Source organism: Nocardioides sp. Leaf374, from assembly GCF_916862475.1.
Classification (GTDB): Bacteria; Actinomycetota; Actinomycetes; order Propionibacteriales; family Nocardioidaceae; genus Nocardioides; species Nocardioides kribbensis.
Map to the genome: position 1 here is coordinate 17,616 of NZ_CAKASO010000045.1, position 16,974 is coordinate 34,589.

Genomic DNA, 16,974 nt, shown 5'->3' on the forward strand with positions numbered 1-16,974 from the left:
TACTCACGCCGCACCCCGGGGGCGAGCCGTCCCACCCGTGGGGAGGTGATCCGCGTGCGGGGTCAGGGTGAGGCGCGGCCGATCACGGCCCGCGCCAGCTCCGCCTCGGTGAGCCCGAGCCCGAGGGCGGTCTCGCGCAGGCGCTCACGCGCCGTCACCACGTCGACGTCGAGCAGCGCGGCCCACACGCCCGTGGCGGTGTCGACGGCCGCGCGGTCCTCGGCGCGGCGCGGCGCCTCGCAGGCGTCGTCGCGGCGGGCGAAGCCCAGGTCGGCGTCGGTCACGGCGCCGGGCGCCCACGCGTCGAAGAGGCGCGCGAGCTCGTCGTGGCGACCCGCGAAGGCGCCCGGGGTCGCGGCGTAGAGGTCGACGGTGCCGACGACGCGTTGGCCGTGCATGATCGGCAGCGTCAGCGTGCTGCCGACGCCGAGGGCGGCCGAGGCGCGCCCCGAGGAGCTCCAGGACTGCTCCTGGCACGGGTCGTCGGAGGCCGCGGTCGCCGCCATGACGGGCAGCTCGGCGCTCGAGGTGGCGGCGCGCTCGGCGGCCGTCGCCTCCACGGTCAGCACGAGATCGAGGTCGGCGTGCTCCCAGGTCAGCCCGACGCAGTCCGGCACGACCTCGCGGGCGCGCTCCCCCAGCAGGCAGAGCCAGCGCAGGACGTCGTCGTCCACCGAGGCGGCGTCGAGGTTGTCGACCGCGGCCACGGACTCGGGGATGGGCTGCACGGTGCACCTCCCGCCTCATCTGCCTCCATGGTGCGGCCGGCGCCGCGGGGGACGAACCACCCCTCGGGGTGCCTCCCCGCCCCGCCCGGTCCGTGCGGGGGGCAGACGGGTCCGCGACGGCGGGCGGGACCGAGCGGGACTGGGCGCGGGGCCGCGGCCCTCTCAGGCGGCCGAGGGCCGCGAGGAGCGGCCGGTGCGGGCCAGGAGCACCGCGGTCGCGACGCCGGCCAGGCCCACGAGGGCGCCGACGCAGGCCACCGTCAGCGGCCAGCCACCGGCACGCCAGCCGAGCCCGACCAGGGCGCCGAAGACCGACGAGCCGACGTAGTAGGAGGCGACGTAGAGCGCGCTGGTGCGCGCCGGCTGGCCCGAGCCGACCACCGGGGCCCAGCCGCTGGCCACCGAGTGGGCGCCGAAGAAGCCGGAGGTCAGCACGACCAGGCCGACGACCACCAGCCACAGCACGTCGGGCAGCGTGAGCAGCAGACCGGCGCCCATCACCGCCACCGACACCACCAGCACGACCGCTCGCCCGACCCGGTCGGCGGCGCGACCCGCGACCGCGGAGGCCGCGGTGCCGGCGAGGTAGGCCAGGAAGACCAGGCCCACGACGGCCGCGGGCAGCTCGAAGCCCGGACCGGTGAGGCGGTAGGTGAGGTAGTTGTAGGTGGCCACGAAGCCGCCCATGAGCAGGAACGGCAGGGCGAGCACCGCCAGCACCGCCGGGTCGCGCAGCAGGTCGACCACCCGCCCCGGGGGCGGCGGCACCCCGATGGCGCTGGCCACGCCCGCCGCGGGCCCCGGCACGAGGCGCTGGAAGGCCAGGGTCGCGAGCAGGGCGCAGACGCCCAGCGCCACCACGGCCCAGCGCCAGCTGCCGGCGAGGTCGACGACCGCGGAGGTCACCACGCGTCCGCCGACGCCGCCGAGGGAGTTGCCGGCGACGTAGAGCCCCATCGCCGTCGCCAGGCCGCGCGGGTGGACCTCGGCCGCGACGTGGCCCATCGCCACGCCCACCACCAGCGCCAGGGCCGCGCCGGTGAGGCCGCGCGCCACGAGGAGCAGGGGGTACGTCGGCGCCACCGCGCTCAGCAGCGTCAGCACCGCGGCGACGAGCAGGCCGAGCCGCATCGTGGCGACACGTCCGCGCTGGGCGCCGATGCGGGTGGCGGGGATGACCAGCAGCGCCAGCAGGCCGGTGGTCACCGAGATGGTGAGGCTGGCCCGGGTGGCGTCGACGCCGAAGTCGGCGCCGATCTCCGGCAGCAGCGGCTGGGTGGCGTAGAGCATGCCGAAGGCGGCCAGCCCCGCTGCGCCCATCGCGAGGTTGAGGCGGCGGAAGTCGCGCGAGCCCGGGAGGTGCCCCGCGGGACCCGCCGGCGCAGGCGCGACGGGCACGCCGGCGCGGGTGGCCGTGGGGTCCAGGTCGCTCGGGCGTCTCACGAGGCCCAGTCTCCCCCGCCGCCGCTGATGACTCCAATGCACCGGTCGACCTAGACTCATGCACATGAAGCATGACTCCGCCGGCTTCCTGCGTCCGCTCGAGGAGCTGCTCGCCGTGGCGCGCACCGGCCACGTCACCGATGCCGCCGCCGAGCTGGGCGTGCCGCAGCCGACCCTGAGCCGCTCCCTGGCGCGACTGTCGGCCGAGGTCGGCGCCCCCCTCCTGCTGCGCCGGGGACGCGGGATCGCGCTGAGCCGTCACGGGCGGCTGCTGGCCGACGCCGCCGAGCGGGCCGTGGCGGAGGTCGAGGAGGCCCTGCGCGCCATCCGGGCCGAGGTCGACCCCGGGGCCGGCCGGGTGCGGCTCGGCTTCCAGCACGCCCTCGGCGCCGACCTGGTGCCGCGGGCGCTGCGGGTCTTCCACGACCGTCACCCACGGGTGACCCTGCAGCTGGCCGAGGGCGGCGCCGAGCACCTCGTCGCCGACGTGGCCGGCGGCCGTCTCGACCTCGCGCTCGTGGCCGTGCTCGAGCCCTCGACCGGGGCGGGGCTGGCCTCGCTGGTGCTCGGCACGCAGCCGCTGCGCGTGCTGCTCCCACGCGGTCACCACCTGGCGGGTCCGGGCGAGCGCGGGGCGTCGGGGCGTGGCTCGCGGGGGGCCGAGGACGGCCGCGCGGGGCCGGTGGCGCTCGCCGACCTCGCCGAGGAGCCCTTCGTGGCGATGGCGACCGGCTACGGGCTGCGCACCATCACCGACGCGATGATGCGCGAGGCGGGCGCACCGCGGCGCCCGGCGTACGAGTGCGAGGACCTCGCGACCGCCGGCGGGCTGGTCGCGGCGGGCCTGGGCTTCACCGTCGTGCCGGCCGGTGTCGACTACCCCGGCACGGTCGAGGTCGCCCTCGACGCCGGGGCGCGGCGCGCGGAGCGCGTCGTGCAGCTGGTGTGGTCGAGCGCCGGGCCGCCGGCCCCCGTGACCGCGCTGCGCGACGTCCTCGAGGAGACCCTCCCGGGCCTCCTCGGGGCGTCACCGCCCCGCGACGACCGCGCGGGCCGCACCGCAGGCCACGGCGCGGGGCCCCGCGCGGGTCACAGGACGTAGAGCATCTCCTGGTAGGTCGGCAGCGACCACAGGTCGTCGGCCACGAGGCCCTCGAGGGTGTCGGCGGCCGCACGCACGGCCGCCATCGCGGGCAGCACCCCGTCGCGCACCGCGGTCGCCGCCGCCAGGGCGTCGGCGGGGTGCTCGTGGGCGAGCGCGGCGCCGAGGTCGGCCAGACCGGCGCGCAGCGCGGCCAGCGGCTCGGAGACCGACAGCAGCGTGGAGGTGTCGGCCTCGACGCCGGCCGCCTTGAGCGCCGCGACGTTGCCGGCCAGCTCGGTCTGGTAGCGCAGCGCCGCCGGCAGGACGATCGTCGTGCCCATCTCCAGGGTGAGGTTGGCCTCGACGCCGACGCTGAGCACGTACTGCTCCAGGCCGATCTCGTAGCGGCTGTGCATCTCGCGCTCGTTGAAGACGCCGTAGGCCGAGAACAGCGCGAGCGCCTCGGGGGCGATCAGCTCGGGCAGGGCGTCGACGGTGGTGCGCAGGTTCTTCAGCCCCCGCTGCTCGGCCTCGACCGGCCACTCCTCGGAGTAGCCGTTGCCGTTGAAGATCACCGCACCGTGGTCGCTGATGACCTGGGTCAGCAGCGCCTGCACGGCCTCGTTGAAGTCGGTGCCGGCCGCGACGGCGTCCTCGAGGAAGCTCGCGCAGTGGTCGAGGGCCTCGGCCATGATCGTGTTGAGCACCACCATCGGGCCCGCCACCGTCTGGTTGGACCCCGGTGCGCGGAACTCGAAGCGGTTGCCGGTGAAGGCGAAGGGGCTGGTGCGGTTGCGGTCGCCCGGGTCCTTGGTGAGGTTGGGCAGCGTGTCGACGCCGATGGTCAGCGTGCCGCGCTCCTTGGAGCGGGTGGCACCGCCCTTGGCGATCTGGTCGAAGACGTCGGCGAGCTGGTCGCCGAGGAAGACCGAGATGATCGCGGGCGGGGCCTCGTTGGCGCCGAGGCGGTGGTCGTTGGAGGCCGAGGCGACCGAGGCCCGCAGCAGCCCGCCGTACTGGTGGACGCCGCGGATGACCGCGGCGCAGAAGACGAGGAACTGCGCGTTGTCGTGCGGGGTCTCCCCCGGCACGAGGAGGCTGCCGAGCTCGGCGTTGCCCAGGGAGAAGTTGACGTGCTTGCCCGAGCCGTTGACGCCGTCGAAGGGCTTCTCGTGGAAGAGGCACTCCATGCCGTGCTTGCGCGCGACCGACTTGAAGGTGGTCATGAGCAGCTGCTGGTGGTCGGAGGCCTCGTTGGCCCGCTCGAACATCGGCGCCACCTCGAACTGGCCCGGCGCGACCTCGTTGTGGCGGGTCTTGGCCGGGATGCCGAGCTTGAAGAGCTCGCGCTCGGTGTCCATCATGAAGCCGAGCACGCGCTCGGGGATCGCGCCGAAGTAGTGGTCGTCGAACTCCTGGCCCTTGGGCGGCCTGGCGCCGAAGAGCGTGCGCCCGGCGTTGAGCAGGTCGGGGCGGGCCATGAAGAAGTGGCTGTCTACCAGGAAGTACTCCTGCTCGGGGCCGCAGTAGGCCACGACGTTGTCGGGGTCGTCGTGGCCGAAGAGCGTGAGCACCCGCTTGGCGTGGACCGACATCGCCTGCTGCGAGCGCAGCACGGGGGTCTTGTGGTCGAGCGCCTCGCCGGTCATCGAGATGAAGACGGTGGGGATGCACAGCGTGTTGCCGTTCGGGTTCTCCAGCACGTAGGCCGGGCTCATGACGTCCCACCCGGTGTAGCCGCGCGCCTCGAAGGTGTTGCGCAGCCCGCCGTTGGGGAAGCTCGAGGCGTCGGGCTCACCCTGCACCAGGGTCTTGCCGGAGAAGGACGCGAAGGCCGTGCCGTCGCCGACCGGGTCGAGGAAGCTGTCGTGCTTCTCCGCGGTCAGGCCGGTGAGGGGGTAGAAGACGTGGGCGTAGTGCGTGGCGCCCTTCTCCATCGCCCAGTCCTTCATGGCCGAGGCCACCGCGTCGGCGACGTCGGGGTCGAGCGGCGTCGACCGCTCGATGGTGGAGACGACCGACTTGTAGACGCTCTTGGGCAGCCGCTTCTGCATCACGGTGAGGCTGAAGACGTTCTGCCCGAAGATGGCGCCGGGCTCCTCGCCGGGGTCGAAGCTGATCGGCGGAGCGACGGTGGCCTCGACGGCCCTCATGGCCTGCAGGCGGACGGGATTGGCGCTCATCGGTGTCTCCTCGGACGGCGGGGCGGTAGCCGGACCGTAGGGGGCGCGCGTGTCGGGGGTGTTTCGCCCGGGTCACGTGGGCCGCCGGGGCGACGCGACGCGCGTCACGTGCTCGGTGGCTGGGCCGGGTGGCTGGGCCGGGTGGAGGGGCCGGGTGGAGGGGCCGGGAGGACGGGTCTCGGAGCGGGGCTCGACGAGGACGTGTGTGCCAGGCCGCGGCTTCTGGGGGGCATCAGTCGCGACCTGGCTCCCCCAGTGTGACGCGCCGGCTTCGGTAAAGCACGCGATCACGCGAACGTGTCGACTTTTCCGTGCCGGCGGACTAGACCGGGGCCGACCCGATCACACGAGGGGTCCTCGACCGCGTCCTGGGCCGGGTCCCGTGTCCGGCGGGCTCAGAGCGTGCCGCTGGCCCTGCTGCTGCCCGGGCAGGTGAGGTCGCGGACGTAGGGCTCACCGGTCCAGCCCTTGAGGGTCGAGGTGATGGTGAGGCGGTAGGTCTGCGCGCCGGCGATGAGCCCGGTCTCGTAGCGCAGGGCGGCCGAGCGGGACGTGGAGTCGACCGCGTCGCGGGTGACCCCGGCGCGGGAGAGCCGGTAGGCGTAGGTGGCCCCGCTCGGCCCGGCGTCGGTGAAGGAGTCGACGTCGACGTCGATCGCCTCGTAGCCGATCGTCAGGATGCTGAAGCGGGTGCACGTCCAGGTGCCGGTGACGCCCGTCGGCATGGCCATGCCCGCTGTGCCGACGCTCAGCGAGGCCTGCTGCTGGCCGGAGAAGCGGGCCGAGGCCAGCTGCGGCAGGCACACCAGGAACGCCGTGAGCGCGACCAGCACCAGCACGCGGCGACGCAGGCTGTGGCTCATGGCGTCCTCTCGGCGGGGTGGCTCGGTCGGGTGGCGCGGTCGGGTGGCGCGGTCGGGGGGCTCGGTCGGATGGCGCGGTCGGCTGGCTCGGGGTCGGGTCGTCGCCCACGGGTGGGCGACAGGACGAGTCTGTCCGGAGGGTCTCAACCGATCCGCCGACTTGCCTCAAGGAATCCTCAAGGTCTGAGAGGATCGTCTCGATGTCAGTCACGGGGAGCATGACCAACGGCAGCGGCACCACCACCGAGGAGCGGCGCGCCCTCGTGGTGGAGGACGACGAGGACATCCGCGCGCTCATCGAGCTCTCCCTGCAGTCGCAGGGCTTCGCGGTCACCACCGTCGACAACGGCCTGGCCGGGGTGGAGACCATCCGCACCCTCGACCCCGACCTGGTGACCCTCGACCTCGGGCTGCCCGGGATCGACGGGATCGAGACCTGCCGTCGCATGCGCGAGCTCACCGACGCCTACGTCATCATGATCACCGCCCGCGACGAGGAGATCGACAAGCTCCTCGGCCTCGAGACCGGTGCCGACGACTTCCTGGCCAAGCCCTTCTCGGTGCGCGAGCTCAAGGCCCGGGTCAACGTGCTCTTCCGACGCCCCCGCCGCCTCCCGGCGGCGGACGGCGCGGGCGGCCCCCCGGCGACCCACGACGCCGGCGCGACGACACCGGCACCCACGGCACCCACGGCACCCGCATCGCACGAGGTGCTCGACCACGGCCCGCTCCGCGTCGACGTCGACGGGCGGCGCGCCTTCCGCGACGACACGGAGCTGACGCTGACGCGCACGGAGTTCGACCTGCTCACCGAGCTGATGCGCAGCCCGGCGCGGGTGTGGAGCCGCGAATCGCTGCTGCGCTCGGTGTGGGGCACCGAGTGGGCCACCGACACGCACCTGGTGGAGGTGCACATGGGCAACCTGCGCCGCAAGCTCGGCGCCGGCCGGCTCATCCACACCGTGCGAGGGGTGGGCTACCGCATGGAGGCCCTCTGAGGCGCCTCCCCCCAGGCGCCTCAGAGGGCTGTCTCCCCCGGCCCGCGGGCGGCCGGTGGTCAGTGGGTCGTGCGGGTCGTGCGGGTCAGCTGCGTGCGAGGTAGCCGTCGAGCGCGCGCTCGGTGCACCCGGTGACGGCGCGCAACCGGGCCAGACGGCAGCGGGCGGCCTCGCGGTCGCCCCGGCGTACGTCGCGCGCGAGGCCCTGCGCGACCTCGGCCAGGCAGCACGCGCCGACGGCTGCGGCCGAGGTGCCGAGGCTGAGCACCGCGTCGAGCACGTCGACGTCGGCGGCCTCGGTGGCCGCCGCCGCGGGCGGGGCGAGCACGCTGGTCACCCGGGTCACGCGCCCGGGCAACATGCGGCGGTAGGTCCGGGCGAAGGTCAGCGCCGAGGCGGGGCAGAGGTCGAGCGCGAGCTCGCCCAGGACCGACTCGTCGAGCACGGCCACGCCACCGCAGAGGTCCTCGGTGCTCACCGCTCGGACCCGGCGGGCTCCCGGAGGACCTCGTCGGTGCCGTCGGCGGTCTCGGGCGTCCCTGTCCCGGGCTCCTCGTCCTCGTCGCGGGCCCAGATGCGCACCAGGCCGAGCACGACCAGCAGGCCCAGCGCGCCCCACAGCACGCCGTGCTGCACGACGGGCGCGCGCAGCCACTGGATGGCCTTGCCGACGTGAGGCACGACCGCGGTCATCTGCCACACGGTGTCGCCCTCGAGCGTGGCGGTCCAGGGGTCGACGCCCTCGTTGGCGTCGCCCTGGGTCTGCACCGCGATGCTGCCGTCGTCGCCCCGGACGACCTTCGTGACACGGTGGGTCTCGACGCGGTGGTCCTCGATCGGGATGTGGTAGCTGATCACGTCGCCGACCTCGACGTCGGCGGCCGGACGCGGCACCGTCACCACGACGTCACCGGGGCTGATCCCCGGCTCCATGCTCCCGGTGAGCATCGTGGCCGTGCGGTATCCGAAGACGTGAGGGCCCACCGCGAGCAGCAGGAAGGCCGCCAGGCACGCCACCAGCACCAGGCTGGTCACGACGTTGCCGAGCACGTGCAGCGCCCCGCCGGCCGTGGGTCGGGTGACGACCCTGCTCGACCCGTCGCCGCGGTGCCTGGCGGAGGACTCGGTCGCCGCGGTGGTGGCGGTGGAGCTGCTCATCGTGTCCCCCTGGTCGCTGGTCCGGTCTGGGCTGGGCTGGGCTGGGTCGGGCTGGGCTGGGGTGGGTCGGGCTGGCGGGGCGGGCGGGGCGGTGGTGACCCGTGCGGCCACGAGGGCACCCCTGGCCGCACGGGAGAGGAGGGTCAGGTCGCCCTGCGACCCGGGGCCGAGCCTCCCGCGCGGCCGGCAGCGGCGTCCGCGGCCGCGCGGGAGGGGGTCACTGGAAGTCGCCGGCGCGCTGCGTGGCGAGGAAGGAGTAGTTGATGGTGCTGGTGAGGTTCTGGAAGGTGTTGTCGGCGGCCTCGGGCAGCGTGAGGGTGACGCGGAGGAAGGAGGTCTTCGCCGCGGCGTTGAGGGCCGTGGTGACCACCGGCAGCATCGTGTTGGCCTGGAGGACGCGACCGCTGGCCAGGACGGGGGTCTCCGTGCCGCCGCAGGTCAGGGCGTTGGTGGAGCCGACCTGGGTGTAGGCCTGCGAGCACTGGTCGATCCGCATCTGCAGACCCTTGGTGGCGTCGCCGGTGAGGACGTTGGCGGTGGAGCTGGTCGTGGTCAGCGCGACCGAGCCGAAGGTCTCGTCGGCCGAGCCGCGGGTCAGCGTCAGCGCCCGCTGCACGGTGTCGGTCGGCACCAGCTTGGGGATGGCGACGTCGAAGCCGCGCGCCGGGTTGCTGGCGGTCAGCACGACGGTGCCGGTGGTGGTGGCCTCGGTGGCGCTGGTGGTGGAGGTGAAGGAACCGAACGTGCCGAGACCGGCGACCGACGCCGCACCGGCGACGAGGGCGACCGAGGCGGCCAGGCGGGTGGCGCCCTTGGAGACCTTGCGGGTGGTGGCCTTGCGGTGTGCAGTGCGCATCGGGAGTCCTTCGAGTCGGGTGGACCAGCCCTGCGCCGGTCGCTGTTGCTTGATGACCAGGACTCTGTCGCTCCAGCCTCAAGCCACGACGCGGCAGATCCACGACGTTGCCTCAAGGAACGCGCAAGCCGGGGCGACCCTCTTGAGGTTCGCCCCGGCTCGGGGTGCGCTGCCGCCGTGCGGCGCTCGGTCTGGCCGCGATCGCACGTGGCGGCCCGGCGGTGACGTCGTGCGAGAGGTGGGGGCGATCCCACCACCCGTACGACGTCCCGCCGTGCGGGTCACACGGTGTCGAACCACCCCGCCAGCGCCGGCACCCGTCGCAGCACGAGCTGGTCGAGGGCCAGCACCACCAGCAGCGACAGACCGAAGAGGGGCAGGACGATCCCGAGGGCGACCAGGCCGACGAGCAGCACGGGGCTGCCGCGCAGCGGCATGCGTCCGCGCGGGGCGCCGATGCGTGCCGCACCCCGCGGGCGGCGGCGCCACCACATGAGCGGGCCGGTGACGCAGGCCGCGATGATGCCCACGCACATCAGCGCCGCACCCCAGAACGACCACAGCCCGAGGCTGCGTCCCTCGTGCAGCCCGATGCCCTGCGAGACCACCTTGGCCAGCGTGGGGTAGTCGTCGAAGCCGTAGGTGGAGACCACCGCGCCGCCGAAGCGGTCGACGTGCACGGTGCGCTCGTCGGAGGGTGCGTCGAAGGCGTAGCCGATGACGGAGTAGACCCCCGCCTCGTCGGTGGTGGTGTCGGGCACCGCGACGGTGAAGGGGTGGCGCAGGCCCTCGGCCTCGGCCACCTCGACGGCGGTGTCGATGTTGGCCACGCTGCCCTCGGGGTCGCCGGTCGAGCGGGGCACCTCGGAGGCGCCCATGCCCCACGGCACGTCCTGCACGTGGCTGTGCGGCAGCGACTCGTCGAGGCTGGAGGTGGGGTCGGACAGGGCGCCCGGGTCGGTGCTCCACAGCGAGCTGCCACGGTCGGTGGCGAGCTTCTGCACGGTCTCGCCCCACACCCCGGTCCAGGGCAGGCCCGAGACGAGCAGGAAGAGCAGCCCGACCCCGACGCCGGCGCCGAGCCACCCGTGCCGCGAGCGCAGCCGGGCGCCGGGGCGGTCCTTGGCCCGGGCGCGGCGACGGGCCTTGGCGCCGCGGACGAAGAGGTAGTAGCCGGTCAGCGCCATCACGATCGCCCAGCAGGCGCCGAGCTCCATGAGGTGGTCGCCGAAGCGGCCGGCCATCAGGTCGGCGTGCAGTCTCACCGCCGTGCCCGACAGCGTCGTGTCGGGGTCGAGGGAGCCGAGCACGTCGGGGCCGTAGGGGTCGACGTAGACGTCGCGCGGACTGCCGTCGGCCTCGACCACGGAGAAGGCCGTGGCGTCGTCGGCCTCGAGCGGCTCGCGCATCGAGACCACGGTGACGTCGGGGTAGACCCGCTCGAGCGCGGTCTGCTGGGCGGCGTAGGACTGGCGGACCTCGGTGGCCGCGGGGGTGTCGATGTGCATGAGGTCGCCGTGCATGAGCGGCTCGATCTGGAAGCGGAAGAGGTAGATCAGCCCCGTCACCGACAGCACGAGCAGCACGGGCACCACGAGGAAGCTGGCGAAGAAGTGCCAGCGCCACATCGCGCGGAAGAGGCCCGACCCGCCCTTCTTGCGGGCGCGCTCGTCGCGCGGTGGTCGCGGTCGGCGCGCCGGGGTAGCGGTGGGGGCCGCCTGGTCGGTGGGCCGGTCGGTGGGCGGGCGGGTGGGGGTGGCGCGCGTGGGTGCGCCGGGGCGGGCGATGGAGTCGGTCACGGTCTCTCCTCGAGACGGCGCCGCAGGGCGACCGCGCGGGCCGAGCCCCGGCGGGCCTGTGGTGGCGGGCCGGGGCCGGGGTGTGGCGCGGCAGCGGTGGGTGCGGGCGCAGGGACGCGCGACGGCGGGGCCGTCGCGTCGGACGATGCTGACGAGGGCCGACCGCCTCGTGCGGTCGGACCGGGGGTGCGGTCAGGCGAGGAGGGCCGGCGGTCCCCGGCGTACGACGCTGCGCGCCAGGTGCGCCACGACCGGCGCGGGGTGGTGGGAGGTCGGCACGAGGCGGCCGCGCGCGGGGGCCGGCAGCGACCGCCCGCGGGACCAGGCCGCGAGCAGGCGCCACGGCGCGGCGAGCACCGCACCGGCGAGGGCCACGAGGGCCCACAGCGCGTGCTCGCCGACGGCGAGCCACAGGCCCACGAGGGCGGCCGCCAGCAGGTGGGCGGCCATCATCGGGGCGTGGGCGGCCAGGTCCTCGACCAGGTGGCCGAGGGTCAGCGAGGGTCCGGAGGCGAGGTCGCCGGCGGGGCCGGTGTAGGCGTCGAGCAGCGAGCCCACCCGTCGACCGTCGACCTGCGGCAGCGACGCGGAGGCGGCGTGCGCCGCTCCCCCGGCCGGCGTGGCGGTGGTCGGGGCGTCGCCGACGTGACCCGCGGTGGCGCTGAGCACCACGTGGACGGCGGCCTGACCGCCGACCAGCAGGGTGACCAGGCGCAGCGTCGAGGCCGGCCGGGCGAGGAGCGCCGCGCTCAGCACGAGGGTCACGGCCGTGAGCAGGGTCATCACCACCGGGCCGGGCAGCAGGCCGTCCGCGGTGACGTGGCCGGCGGCTCCCAGGAAGAGGGTCACCGTGGCCAGCAGACTGGCGCGGAGCCAGAGCACGACCGGGTCGACCCGCGGCTCGGCGGCCGGGGTCGACGGGAGGGCGGTGCCGTGGGACATGACCCGGCGATTGTCGCACGGCCCGGTCGACTTTCGGCCGCGCGGACCCGGCCCCGCTCCGGCGCGCTCGTGGGGCGGCCGAGTCGCGGCTGCGGACGTCATGCGCCGCACCCGGACGTCATGCGCTGCGTGGGTGCGCATCCACCCTGCGCATGACGCCGCGCGACCCGCGTCGACCCCAGCACGCTTGACCGCCTCGGCCCGCACCCGGCACCGCAGGCCCGGGACGTGCGGGCCTGGGGTCGTCCGCGCCACGGTGTGGCCGACGCCGGAGGAGTGCCGCGGGTTGGTCGAGCGTTCGCGTCCGACCCCGAGACGTGCGGCCCCGGGGTGTTCGCGCCGCGGAGTGGCCCACGTTGGAGGAGTTCCGAGGGTTGATCGAACGTTCGTTCAACCCCTGGACGTGCGGACGTTGGGTCGTCCGCACCGCGGTGTGGGCGATGCGGGAGCGAGGCCCGCCCCGGACGTCATGCGCCGCGTGGATGCGCATCCACCCTCCGCATGACGCCCCGCGACCGGCTCCGCAGGCGAGGCCCGTTGCGCGCCCGTCCGCACACCCGCACGCCCGCCCGCGGCCGGCCGGCCGGCCGGCCGGCCGCGGAGGGTGCGAGGGTCAGAGCCGCGGACGGAAGCGGCGTCCCCGCACGGCCTCCTCCACCAGCCCCACGGCGCGCCGCGCCCCGGCCAGGCGGGCGTCCTCCCGCAGCCAGGTGTCGACGACGGCGTCGACGACCTCCGGCTCGACCAGCCCGCGCAGCTCGGCACGGGCCTCGCTCAGACCCCGGCGGCACGCCAGCTGACCCGCCTCGACGTGGAGCACCGCGAAGCGTGCCAGCACCACGAGGTGGCGACGCAGCACGGGGTAGGAGCGGTGGTCGGGCGGGCACAGGTCGAGCAGCCAGGCCTCGGCGCTGGCCTCCCACTCGGGCGCCCCTGGGGCGCGCACCTCGGCGGGCCAGCCGGGCGGGGCGACGGGGAGGCTCACGACGCCACACTACTCGATGATCGAACACACGTTCGATCCTCCGTGTCACCAGACACCGTGTGGGGCTGAGACGACGCCAGGCGCCTGCACCCCTGCCGTGGGCGTGACTCAGACCCGGCCCGCGCCGCGCCAGGTGCCCCTTCCCGCCTACCGGCCCTCCGACCGGCCGCCCGGCTCGGACTCCGGCTCGGACTCCAGCTCGGCCAGGAGCGGGTCGCGCAGCCCCACGCAGTCGAGCTCCCAGAACGCGTCGCGGTAGACCAGCGGCCCAGTCAGCGTGTCGTCGTGGGTCGAGAGCAGGGCGACCTGGAAGGCGGCGTGCGGGATGCGGGGCGAGGGTCGCTCGAAGCCGTGGTCGCCGGCCGGGGCGAAGCCCCGAGCGGAGTAGTAGGCCGGCGAGCCCTCCAGGAACACCGCCGGCCACCCGTCGGCCTCGGCGGCGTCGAGCGCAGCCCCGAGCAGTGCGGTGCCCACGCCGGCACGCTGGTGGTCGGGCGCGACCGACAGCGGGCTGAGCACCAGCACCTGGCGCAGCCGCTCCCGCGTGTCGACCCAGCACTGGGTGAGCATCACGTGGCCGACGACGGCGCCGGCGACCTCGGCGACCAGGCCGAGCGCCACCGCCCGCGAGGCCTCCAGCCGCTCCACCAGGCGGGCGACGACCTCGCCCTCCTCACCGAAGGCGGCGGTCACGACCCGGGTGATCGACTCCCGGTCCTGGGGGTGCACCGGGCGCACGACCAGGTCGCGCCCGGCGGGGCCCGCGCTCACGCCGCCCCCAGGAAGCTCAGCCGCACCTGGCGCTCGGGGTTGTCGACGTTGAGGTCGACCAGGCAGATGCTCTGCCACGTGCCGAGGGCCAGCCGACCCTCCAGCACGGGCACCGTGGCGTACGGCGGCACCAGCGCAGGCATCACGTGGGACCGGCCGTGGCCCGGCGAGCCGTGGCGGTGGCGCCACCGGTCGTCGGCCGGCAGCAGGTCGGAGAGCGCGGCGAGCAGGTCGTCGTCGCTGCCGGCGCCGGTCTCGAGGATCGCGATGCCCGCGGTGGCGTGGGGCACGAAGACGTGTACGAGCCCACTGCCGCGGCCGGCGCAGAAGTCGGCCACCTCGGCGGTGAGGTCGAGCACGCGCTCGCGGTCACCGGTGTGGAAGGTCCGGGTCTCTGAGTCCATGGCGCCGATCGTGCCAGCCGCGTGCGGCCCCGACCCACACCCCGCCGGTCGACTCCCCGCGGCGGGTCCTCAGCCCTCGAGCCAGGCCCGGAAGGCACGGGCGTCGTAGGGACGGCCGAGGAAGTCGGCGACCAGGTCGGCGGCGTCCTTGCTGCCCCCGGCGGCCAGGACCGTGTCGCGGTAGCGGGTGGCGACGTCGGGGGCGAAGAGGTCGTCGGGGTCGAAGGCCGAGAAGAGGTCCTTGGCGATCACCAGGCTCCACATGTAGGTGTAGTAGGCCGACGTGTAGCCGCCGAGGTGGCCGAAGCCGGTGTGGAAGTGGGTGCCGGGCAGCGCGGCGAAGGCGGCGTACTCCTGCGACAGCTCGTGCAGGCGCGCGCCCAGGTCGGCGGGCCGGTCGCGGTGGAACTGGTAGGAGACGGCGGCGTAGAACATCTGGGTGCGCGCGTAGTAGCCCTTACCGAACTCCTCCGCGGCGCGCATCCGCTCCACCAGCGCGGCGGGGATCGGGGTGCCAGCGTCGTCGGTGGCGAAGGTGGCGAGCACGTCGGCGTCCCAGGCCCACTCCTCGAGCATCTGGCTCGGCGCCTCGACGAAGTCCCACTCGGTGGCCACCCCGGAGAAGCGCACCCACGGGTGGCGACCGGCGAGCACGTGGTGCATGAGGTGGCCGAACTCGTGGAAGAGCGTCACGACCTCGGAGTGCTCCATGCGGCCCCGCCCGAAGTTGCACACCAGCACGCCCTCGGGCAGCTGGCGACCGGCGACCCCGCTGACCAGGTCGAACTGCGCGGCGTGGTTGTACTTGCCCGGGCGCGGGTGGAGGTCGAGGTAGATGCGCCCGAGCAGCTGCCCGTCGAGGGACACGTCGTGCACGCTGACCTCCTCGTGCCAGGTCGGGGCGTCGGGCACCCGGGTGTAGGTGAGGCCGAAGAGCCGCCCGGTGACCTCGAGCAGGCCCTGTCGCACGCGGGTGAAGTCGAAGTACTCCCGCACGGCCTGGGCGTCGACGTCGTACTGCTCGCGGCGCACGAGCTCGCCGTAGTGGCGGCTGTCGGCCACGTCGACCTGCTCGAGGTCGGCGTGGTCGCGGCGCGCGCGCTCCAGGAGGACGGCGACGTCGCGGTCGGAGGCGGCGAGGGCGTCGGCGGCGATCCGGTCGACGAACTCCCCGATCGCCTCGCCCGTGCCGATCATCTTGACCTCGGCGTCGAGGTCGGGCCAGCCGGGGAACCCGAGCGTGGTGGCCTGCTCGTGGCGCACGTCGAAGAGCTCGCGCAGCACCGCGTCGTTGTCGGGGGCGAGGGTGAAGAAGGTCCGCGCGACGGCGTGGCGGGCCTCCCGGTCGGTGGAGAAGGCCAGGAAGGGGTGGGTGTCGGGGTAGTCGGTGGTGATCGCGACCCGGCCCTCGGCGTCGGCCGGGTGGGCCGCGACGTAGTCGGCGGGCAGACCGGCCAGCGCCGCCGCCGGCACCCGGGTGACCGCGGCACCGTCGCGGATGTTGCGCGAGAAGGTCTGGGCCAGGTCGCTGGCCCGCTCGGAGAGCTCGGTGAGGCGGGCCCGGGTGGCCTCGTCGCGGTCGACGCCGGAGCGGCGGAAGTCGCGCAGCGCGTCGGCCAGCACGCGCCGTGCGCCGTCGTCGAGGCCCTCGGTGGGCACGGCGGCGAGACGCTCGAAGACGGAGGCGTCGAGCAGCAGGGCGGTGCGGAAGCGGTGCAGCTCCTGCTCGCTGGCCTCGGCCGCCTCGCGCAGCGGGGCGTGGGGGTGCACCTGCGCGAGCAGCGAGCAGACGGCGAAGGCGTTCGAGAGCTCGACGAAGAGGTCGTTCCACCACTGGAGCGCGTCCGGGTCGCCGGGCTCGAGGGCCCGCAGCCCGTCGGCCAGCGCGCGGGCCGCCTCCAGCCCGCCGGTGCTGCGCGTCTCGAGCAGCGCGCGCCACCCGTCGCGGTCGTCGACGGCGGGCAGGGCGAACGGGGCGAGGGCGTCCTGGGTCACGCCGGCGAGGGTAGCGCCGCACTCCGACACCGCTACCGACACCGACACCGCAGCCGGGACCGGGCGCTGGGGCGGCCGGGCGCGGAGGGACCCGAGGGCCTCAGACCGGGGTGCCGGCGCCGGCGGCGTCGGCCGGGTCGATGCCGCCCTCGCAGGAGGCGCCGAACTCCGGGGCGGTCTCGCCGTGGCCGAACTCCTGCAGGAACATCGCCAGCCGCGGGTCGTCGGCGCCGTCGAGCTCCAGCTGCACGCCCCAGACGGTGACGACCACCGGGGCGGCCTGGCCCTCCCAGGGCGAGAGGATCCCGTTGGCGGGCAGCACGTCGGCGAGGGCGGCGACGTCGTCGGCGGGCAGGCCGGGCTCGTAGGTGAGCACCACCGTGCCGTGCTCGAGGTCGTGCACGAGGTTCTCCGCCGGCACCTGGGTGTCGTAGGCGCCGCAGTCGAGCCACTCCTGGGCGTGCGGGCCGCCGACGGGCGGCGACTGCGGGTAGTCCACCGACCCCTCGACGTGGTCGCGGCGCAGGTCGGCGTACTGCTCGATGGCCGCGAGCGTCGCCTGCTGCTCGACCGGCTCCTCCGAGCGGGTCACGAGGATGGGCACGACCACGGCGGCCGCGACCACCACCACCGCGCCGACCAGGGCCAGCACGAGCCGGGTCGTGCGTCGCGGCACGGGAGGCGGCGCGCCGTGCGGGTGCATGTTCGGCCTCTCCGCGCGCGACTTCACCTGCACCGCAGTCAGCCACGAGGACCGCCTGGCCC

At 74.9% G+C, this 16,974-nt stretch carries 16 protein-coding genes; 2 read left to right on the plus strand and 14 right to left on the minus strand.

All coding sequences use genetic code 11. From position 1 onward, the window contains the following. Positions 1 to 62: 62 nt before the first annotated feature. Entirely contained in the window at positions 63 to 728 is a 666-nt protein-coding gene (locus tag LPA27_RS16575) for an ANTAR domain-containing protein (RefSeq protein ID WP_228943151.1), read from the minus strand. A 162-nt stretch (positions 729 to 890) separates the two neighbouring features. Continuing rightward, on the minus strand, positions 891 to 2,171 hold the full coding sequence (locus LPA27_RS16580; protein ID WP_228943152.1) for an MFS transporter: 1,281 nt from the start codon (positions 2,169 to 2,171) through the stop codon (positions 891 to 893). Positions 2,172 to 2,235: 64 nt separating this feature from the next. Between LPA27_RS16580 and LPA27_RS16585 the strand changes: the two genes are divergently transcribed. Continuing rightward, positions 2,236 to 3,273: a LysR family transcriptional regulator gene (locus tag LPA27_RS16585; protein WP_228943153.1), complete on the plus strand. Its 1,038-nt coding sequence runs from the start codon at positions 2,236 to 2,238 to the stop codon at positions 3,271 to 3,273. On the opposite strand, the gene LPA27_RS16590 is transcribed toward LPA27_RS16585, so the two are convergent. Both LPA27_RS16590 and LPA27_RS16595 read right to left on the minus strand, forming a co-directional pair. After that, positions 3,261 to 5,438, minus strand: coding sequence for a glutamine synthetase III (locus tag LPA27_RS16590; protein ID WP_056862623.1), 2,178 nt, complete (start codon positions 5,436 to 5,438; stop codon positions 3,261 to 3,263). The two genes, LPA27_RS16585 and LPA27_RS16590, sit on opposite strands and share 13 nt — an antisense overlap. A gap of 395 nt (positions 5,439 to 5,833) precedes the next feature. Continuing rightward, entirely contained in the window at positions 5,834 to 6,301 is a 468-nt protein-coding gene (locus LPA27_RS16595; protein ID WP_228943154.1) for a hypothetical protein, read from the minus strand. Between the two features lie 200 nt (positions 6,302 to 6,501). On the opposite strand from LPA27_RS16595, the gene LPA27_RS16600 reads away from it, so the two are divergent. Then, entirely contained in the window at positions 6,502 to 7,299 is a 798-nt protein-coding gene (locus LPA27_RS16600; protein WP_228943155.1) for a response regulator transcription factor, read from the plus strand. 85 nt (positions 7,300 to 7,384) lie between these two features. Here the strand turns inward: LPA27_RS16600 and LPA27_RS16605 are convergent, their stop codons facing one another. From LPA27_RS16605 to LPA27_RS16650, 10 genes are all read right to left on the minus strand, one after another. Next, a complete protein-coding gene (locus tag LPA27_RS16605) occupies positions 7,385 to 7,777 on the minus strand; it encodes a hypothetical protein (protein WP_056862620.1) in 393 nt (130 codons plus the stop codon). After that, positions 7,774 to 8,457: a signal peptidase I gene (locus LPA27_RS16610; RefSeq protein ID WP_228943156.1), complete on the minus strand. Its 684-nt coding sequence runs from the start codon at positions 8,455 to 8,457 to the stop codon at positions 7,774 to 7,776. The genes LPA27_RS16605 and LPA27_RS16610 overlap by 4 nt, the downstream gene beginning before the upstream one ends. Before the next feature lie 217 nt (positions 8,458 to 8,674). Further along, positions 8,675 to 9,313 (minus strand): TasA family protein, encoded by a 639-nt coding sequence (locus tag LPA27_RS16615; protein WP_056862619.1) that lies wholly within the window; start codon positions 9,311 to 9,313, stop codon positions 8,675 to 8,677. Positions 9,314 to 9,594: 281 nt separating this feature from the next. After that, positions 9,595 to 11,112: a PepSY-associated TM helix domain-containing protein gene (locus LPA27_RS16620; RefSeq protein ID WP_228943157.1), complete on the minus strand. Its 1,518-nt coding sequence runs from the start codon at positions 11,110 to 11,112 to the stop codon at positions 9,595 to 9,597. Between the two features lie 192 nt (positions 11,113 to 11,304). Then, positions 11,305 to 12,054: a hypothetical protein gene (locus tag LPA27_RS16625; protein WP_228943158.1), complete on the minus strand. Its 750-nt coding sequence runs from the start codon at positions 12,052 to 12,054 to the stop codon at positions 11,305 to 11,307. Positions 12,055 to 12,667: 613 nt separating this feature from the next. Further along, entirely contained in the window at positions 12,668 to 13,039 is a 372-nt protein-coding gene (locus LPA27_RS16630) for a hypothetical protein (protein WP_056904448.1), read from the minus strand. Between the two features lie 147 nt (positions 13,040 to 13,186). Beyond that, positions 13,187 to 13,810 (minus strand): GNAT family N-acetyltransferase, encoded by a 624-nt coding sequence (locus LPA27_RS16635; protein ID WP_228943159.1) that lies wholly within the window; start codon positions 13,808 to 13,810, stop codon positions 13,187 to 13,189. After that, complete coding sequence (locus LPA27_RS16640) at positions 13,807 to 14,214, minus strand: secondary thiamine-phosphate synthase enzyme YjbQ (RefSeq protein ID WP_056904450.1); 408 nt, start codon at positions 14,212 to 14,214, stop codon at positions 13,807 to 13,809. The genes LPA27_RS16635 and LPA27_RS16640 overlap by 4 nt, the downstream gene beginning before the upstream one ends. A 69-nt stretch (positions 14,215 to 14,283) precedes the next feature. Continuing rightward, a complete protein-coding gene (locus LPA27_RS16645; RefSeq protein ID WP_228943160.1) occupies positions 14,284 to 16,209 on the minus strand; it encodes a M3 family metallopeptidase in 1,926 nt (641 codons plus the stop codon). Positions 16,210 to 16,309: 100 nt separating this feature from the next. Further along, on the minus strand, positions 16,310 to 16,974 hold a 665-nt coding region (locus LPA27_RS16650; RefSeq protein WP_228943161.1), incomplete at its 5' end, for a DUF3105 domain-containing protein.

Excerpts from the sequence above, each read along its gene's own strand:
- LPA27_RS16585 (WP_228943153.1), top strand. The coding sequence starts at position 2,236 with ATGAAGCATGACTCCGCCGGCTTCCTGCGTCCGCTCGAGGAGCTGCTC.
- LPA27_RS16590 (WP_056862623.1), bottom strand. The coding sequence starts at position 5,438 with ATGAGCGCCAATCCCGTCCGCCTGCAGGCCATGAGGGCCGTCGAGGCC.
- LPA27_RS16595 (WP_228943154.1), bottom strand. The coding sequence starts at position 6,301 with ATGAGCCACAGCCTGCGTCGCCGCGTGCTGGTGCTGGTCGCGCTCACG.
- LPA27_RS16600 (WP_228943155.1), top strand. The coding sequence starts at position 6,502 with ATGTCAGTCACGGGGAGCATGACCAACGGCAGCGGCACCACCACCGAG.
- LPA27_RS16610 (WP_228943156.1), bottom strand. The coding sequence starts at position 8,457 with ATGAGCAGCTCCACCGCCACCACCGCGGCGACCGAGTCCTCCGCCAGG.
- LPA27_RS16615 (WP_056862619.1), bottom strand. The coding sequence starts at position 9,313 with ATGCGCACTGCACACCGCAAGGCCACCACCCGCAAGGTCTCCAAGGGC.
- LPA27_RS16625 (WP_228943158.1), bottom strand. The coding sequence starts at position 12,054 with ATGTCCCACGGCACCGCCCTCCCGTCGACCCCGGCCGCCGAGCCGCGG.
- LPA27_RS16640 (WP_056904450.1), bottom strand. The coding sequence starts at position 14,214 with ATGGACTCAGAGACCCGGACCTTCCACACCGGTGACCGCGAGCGCGTG.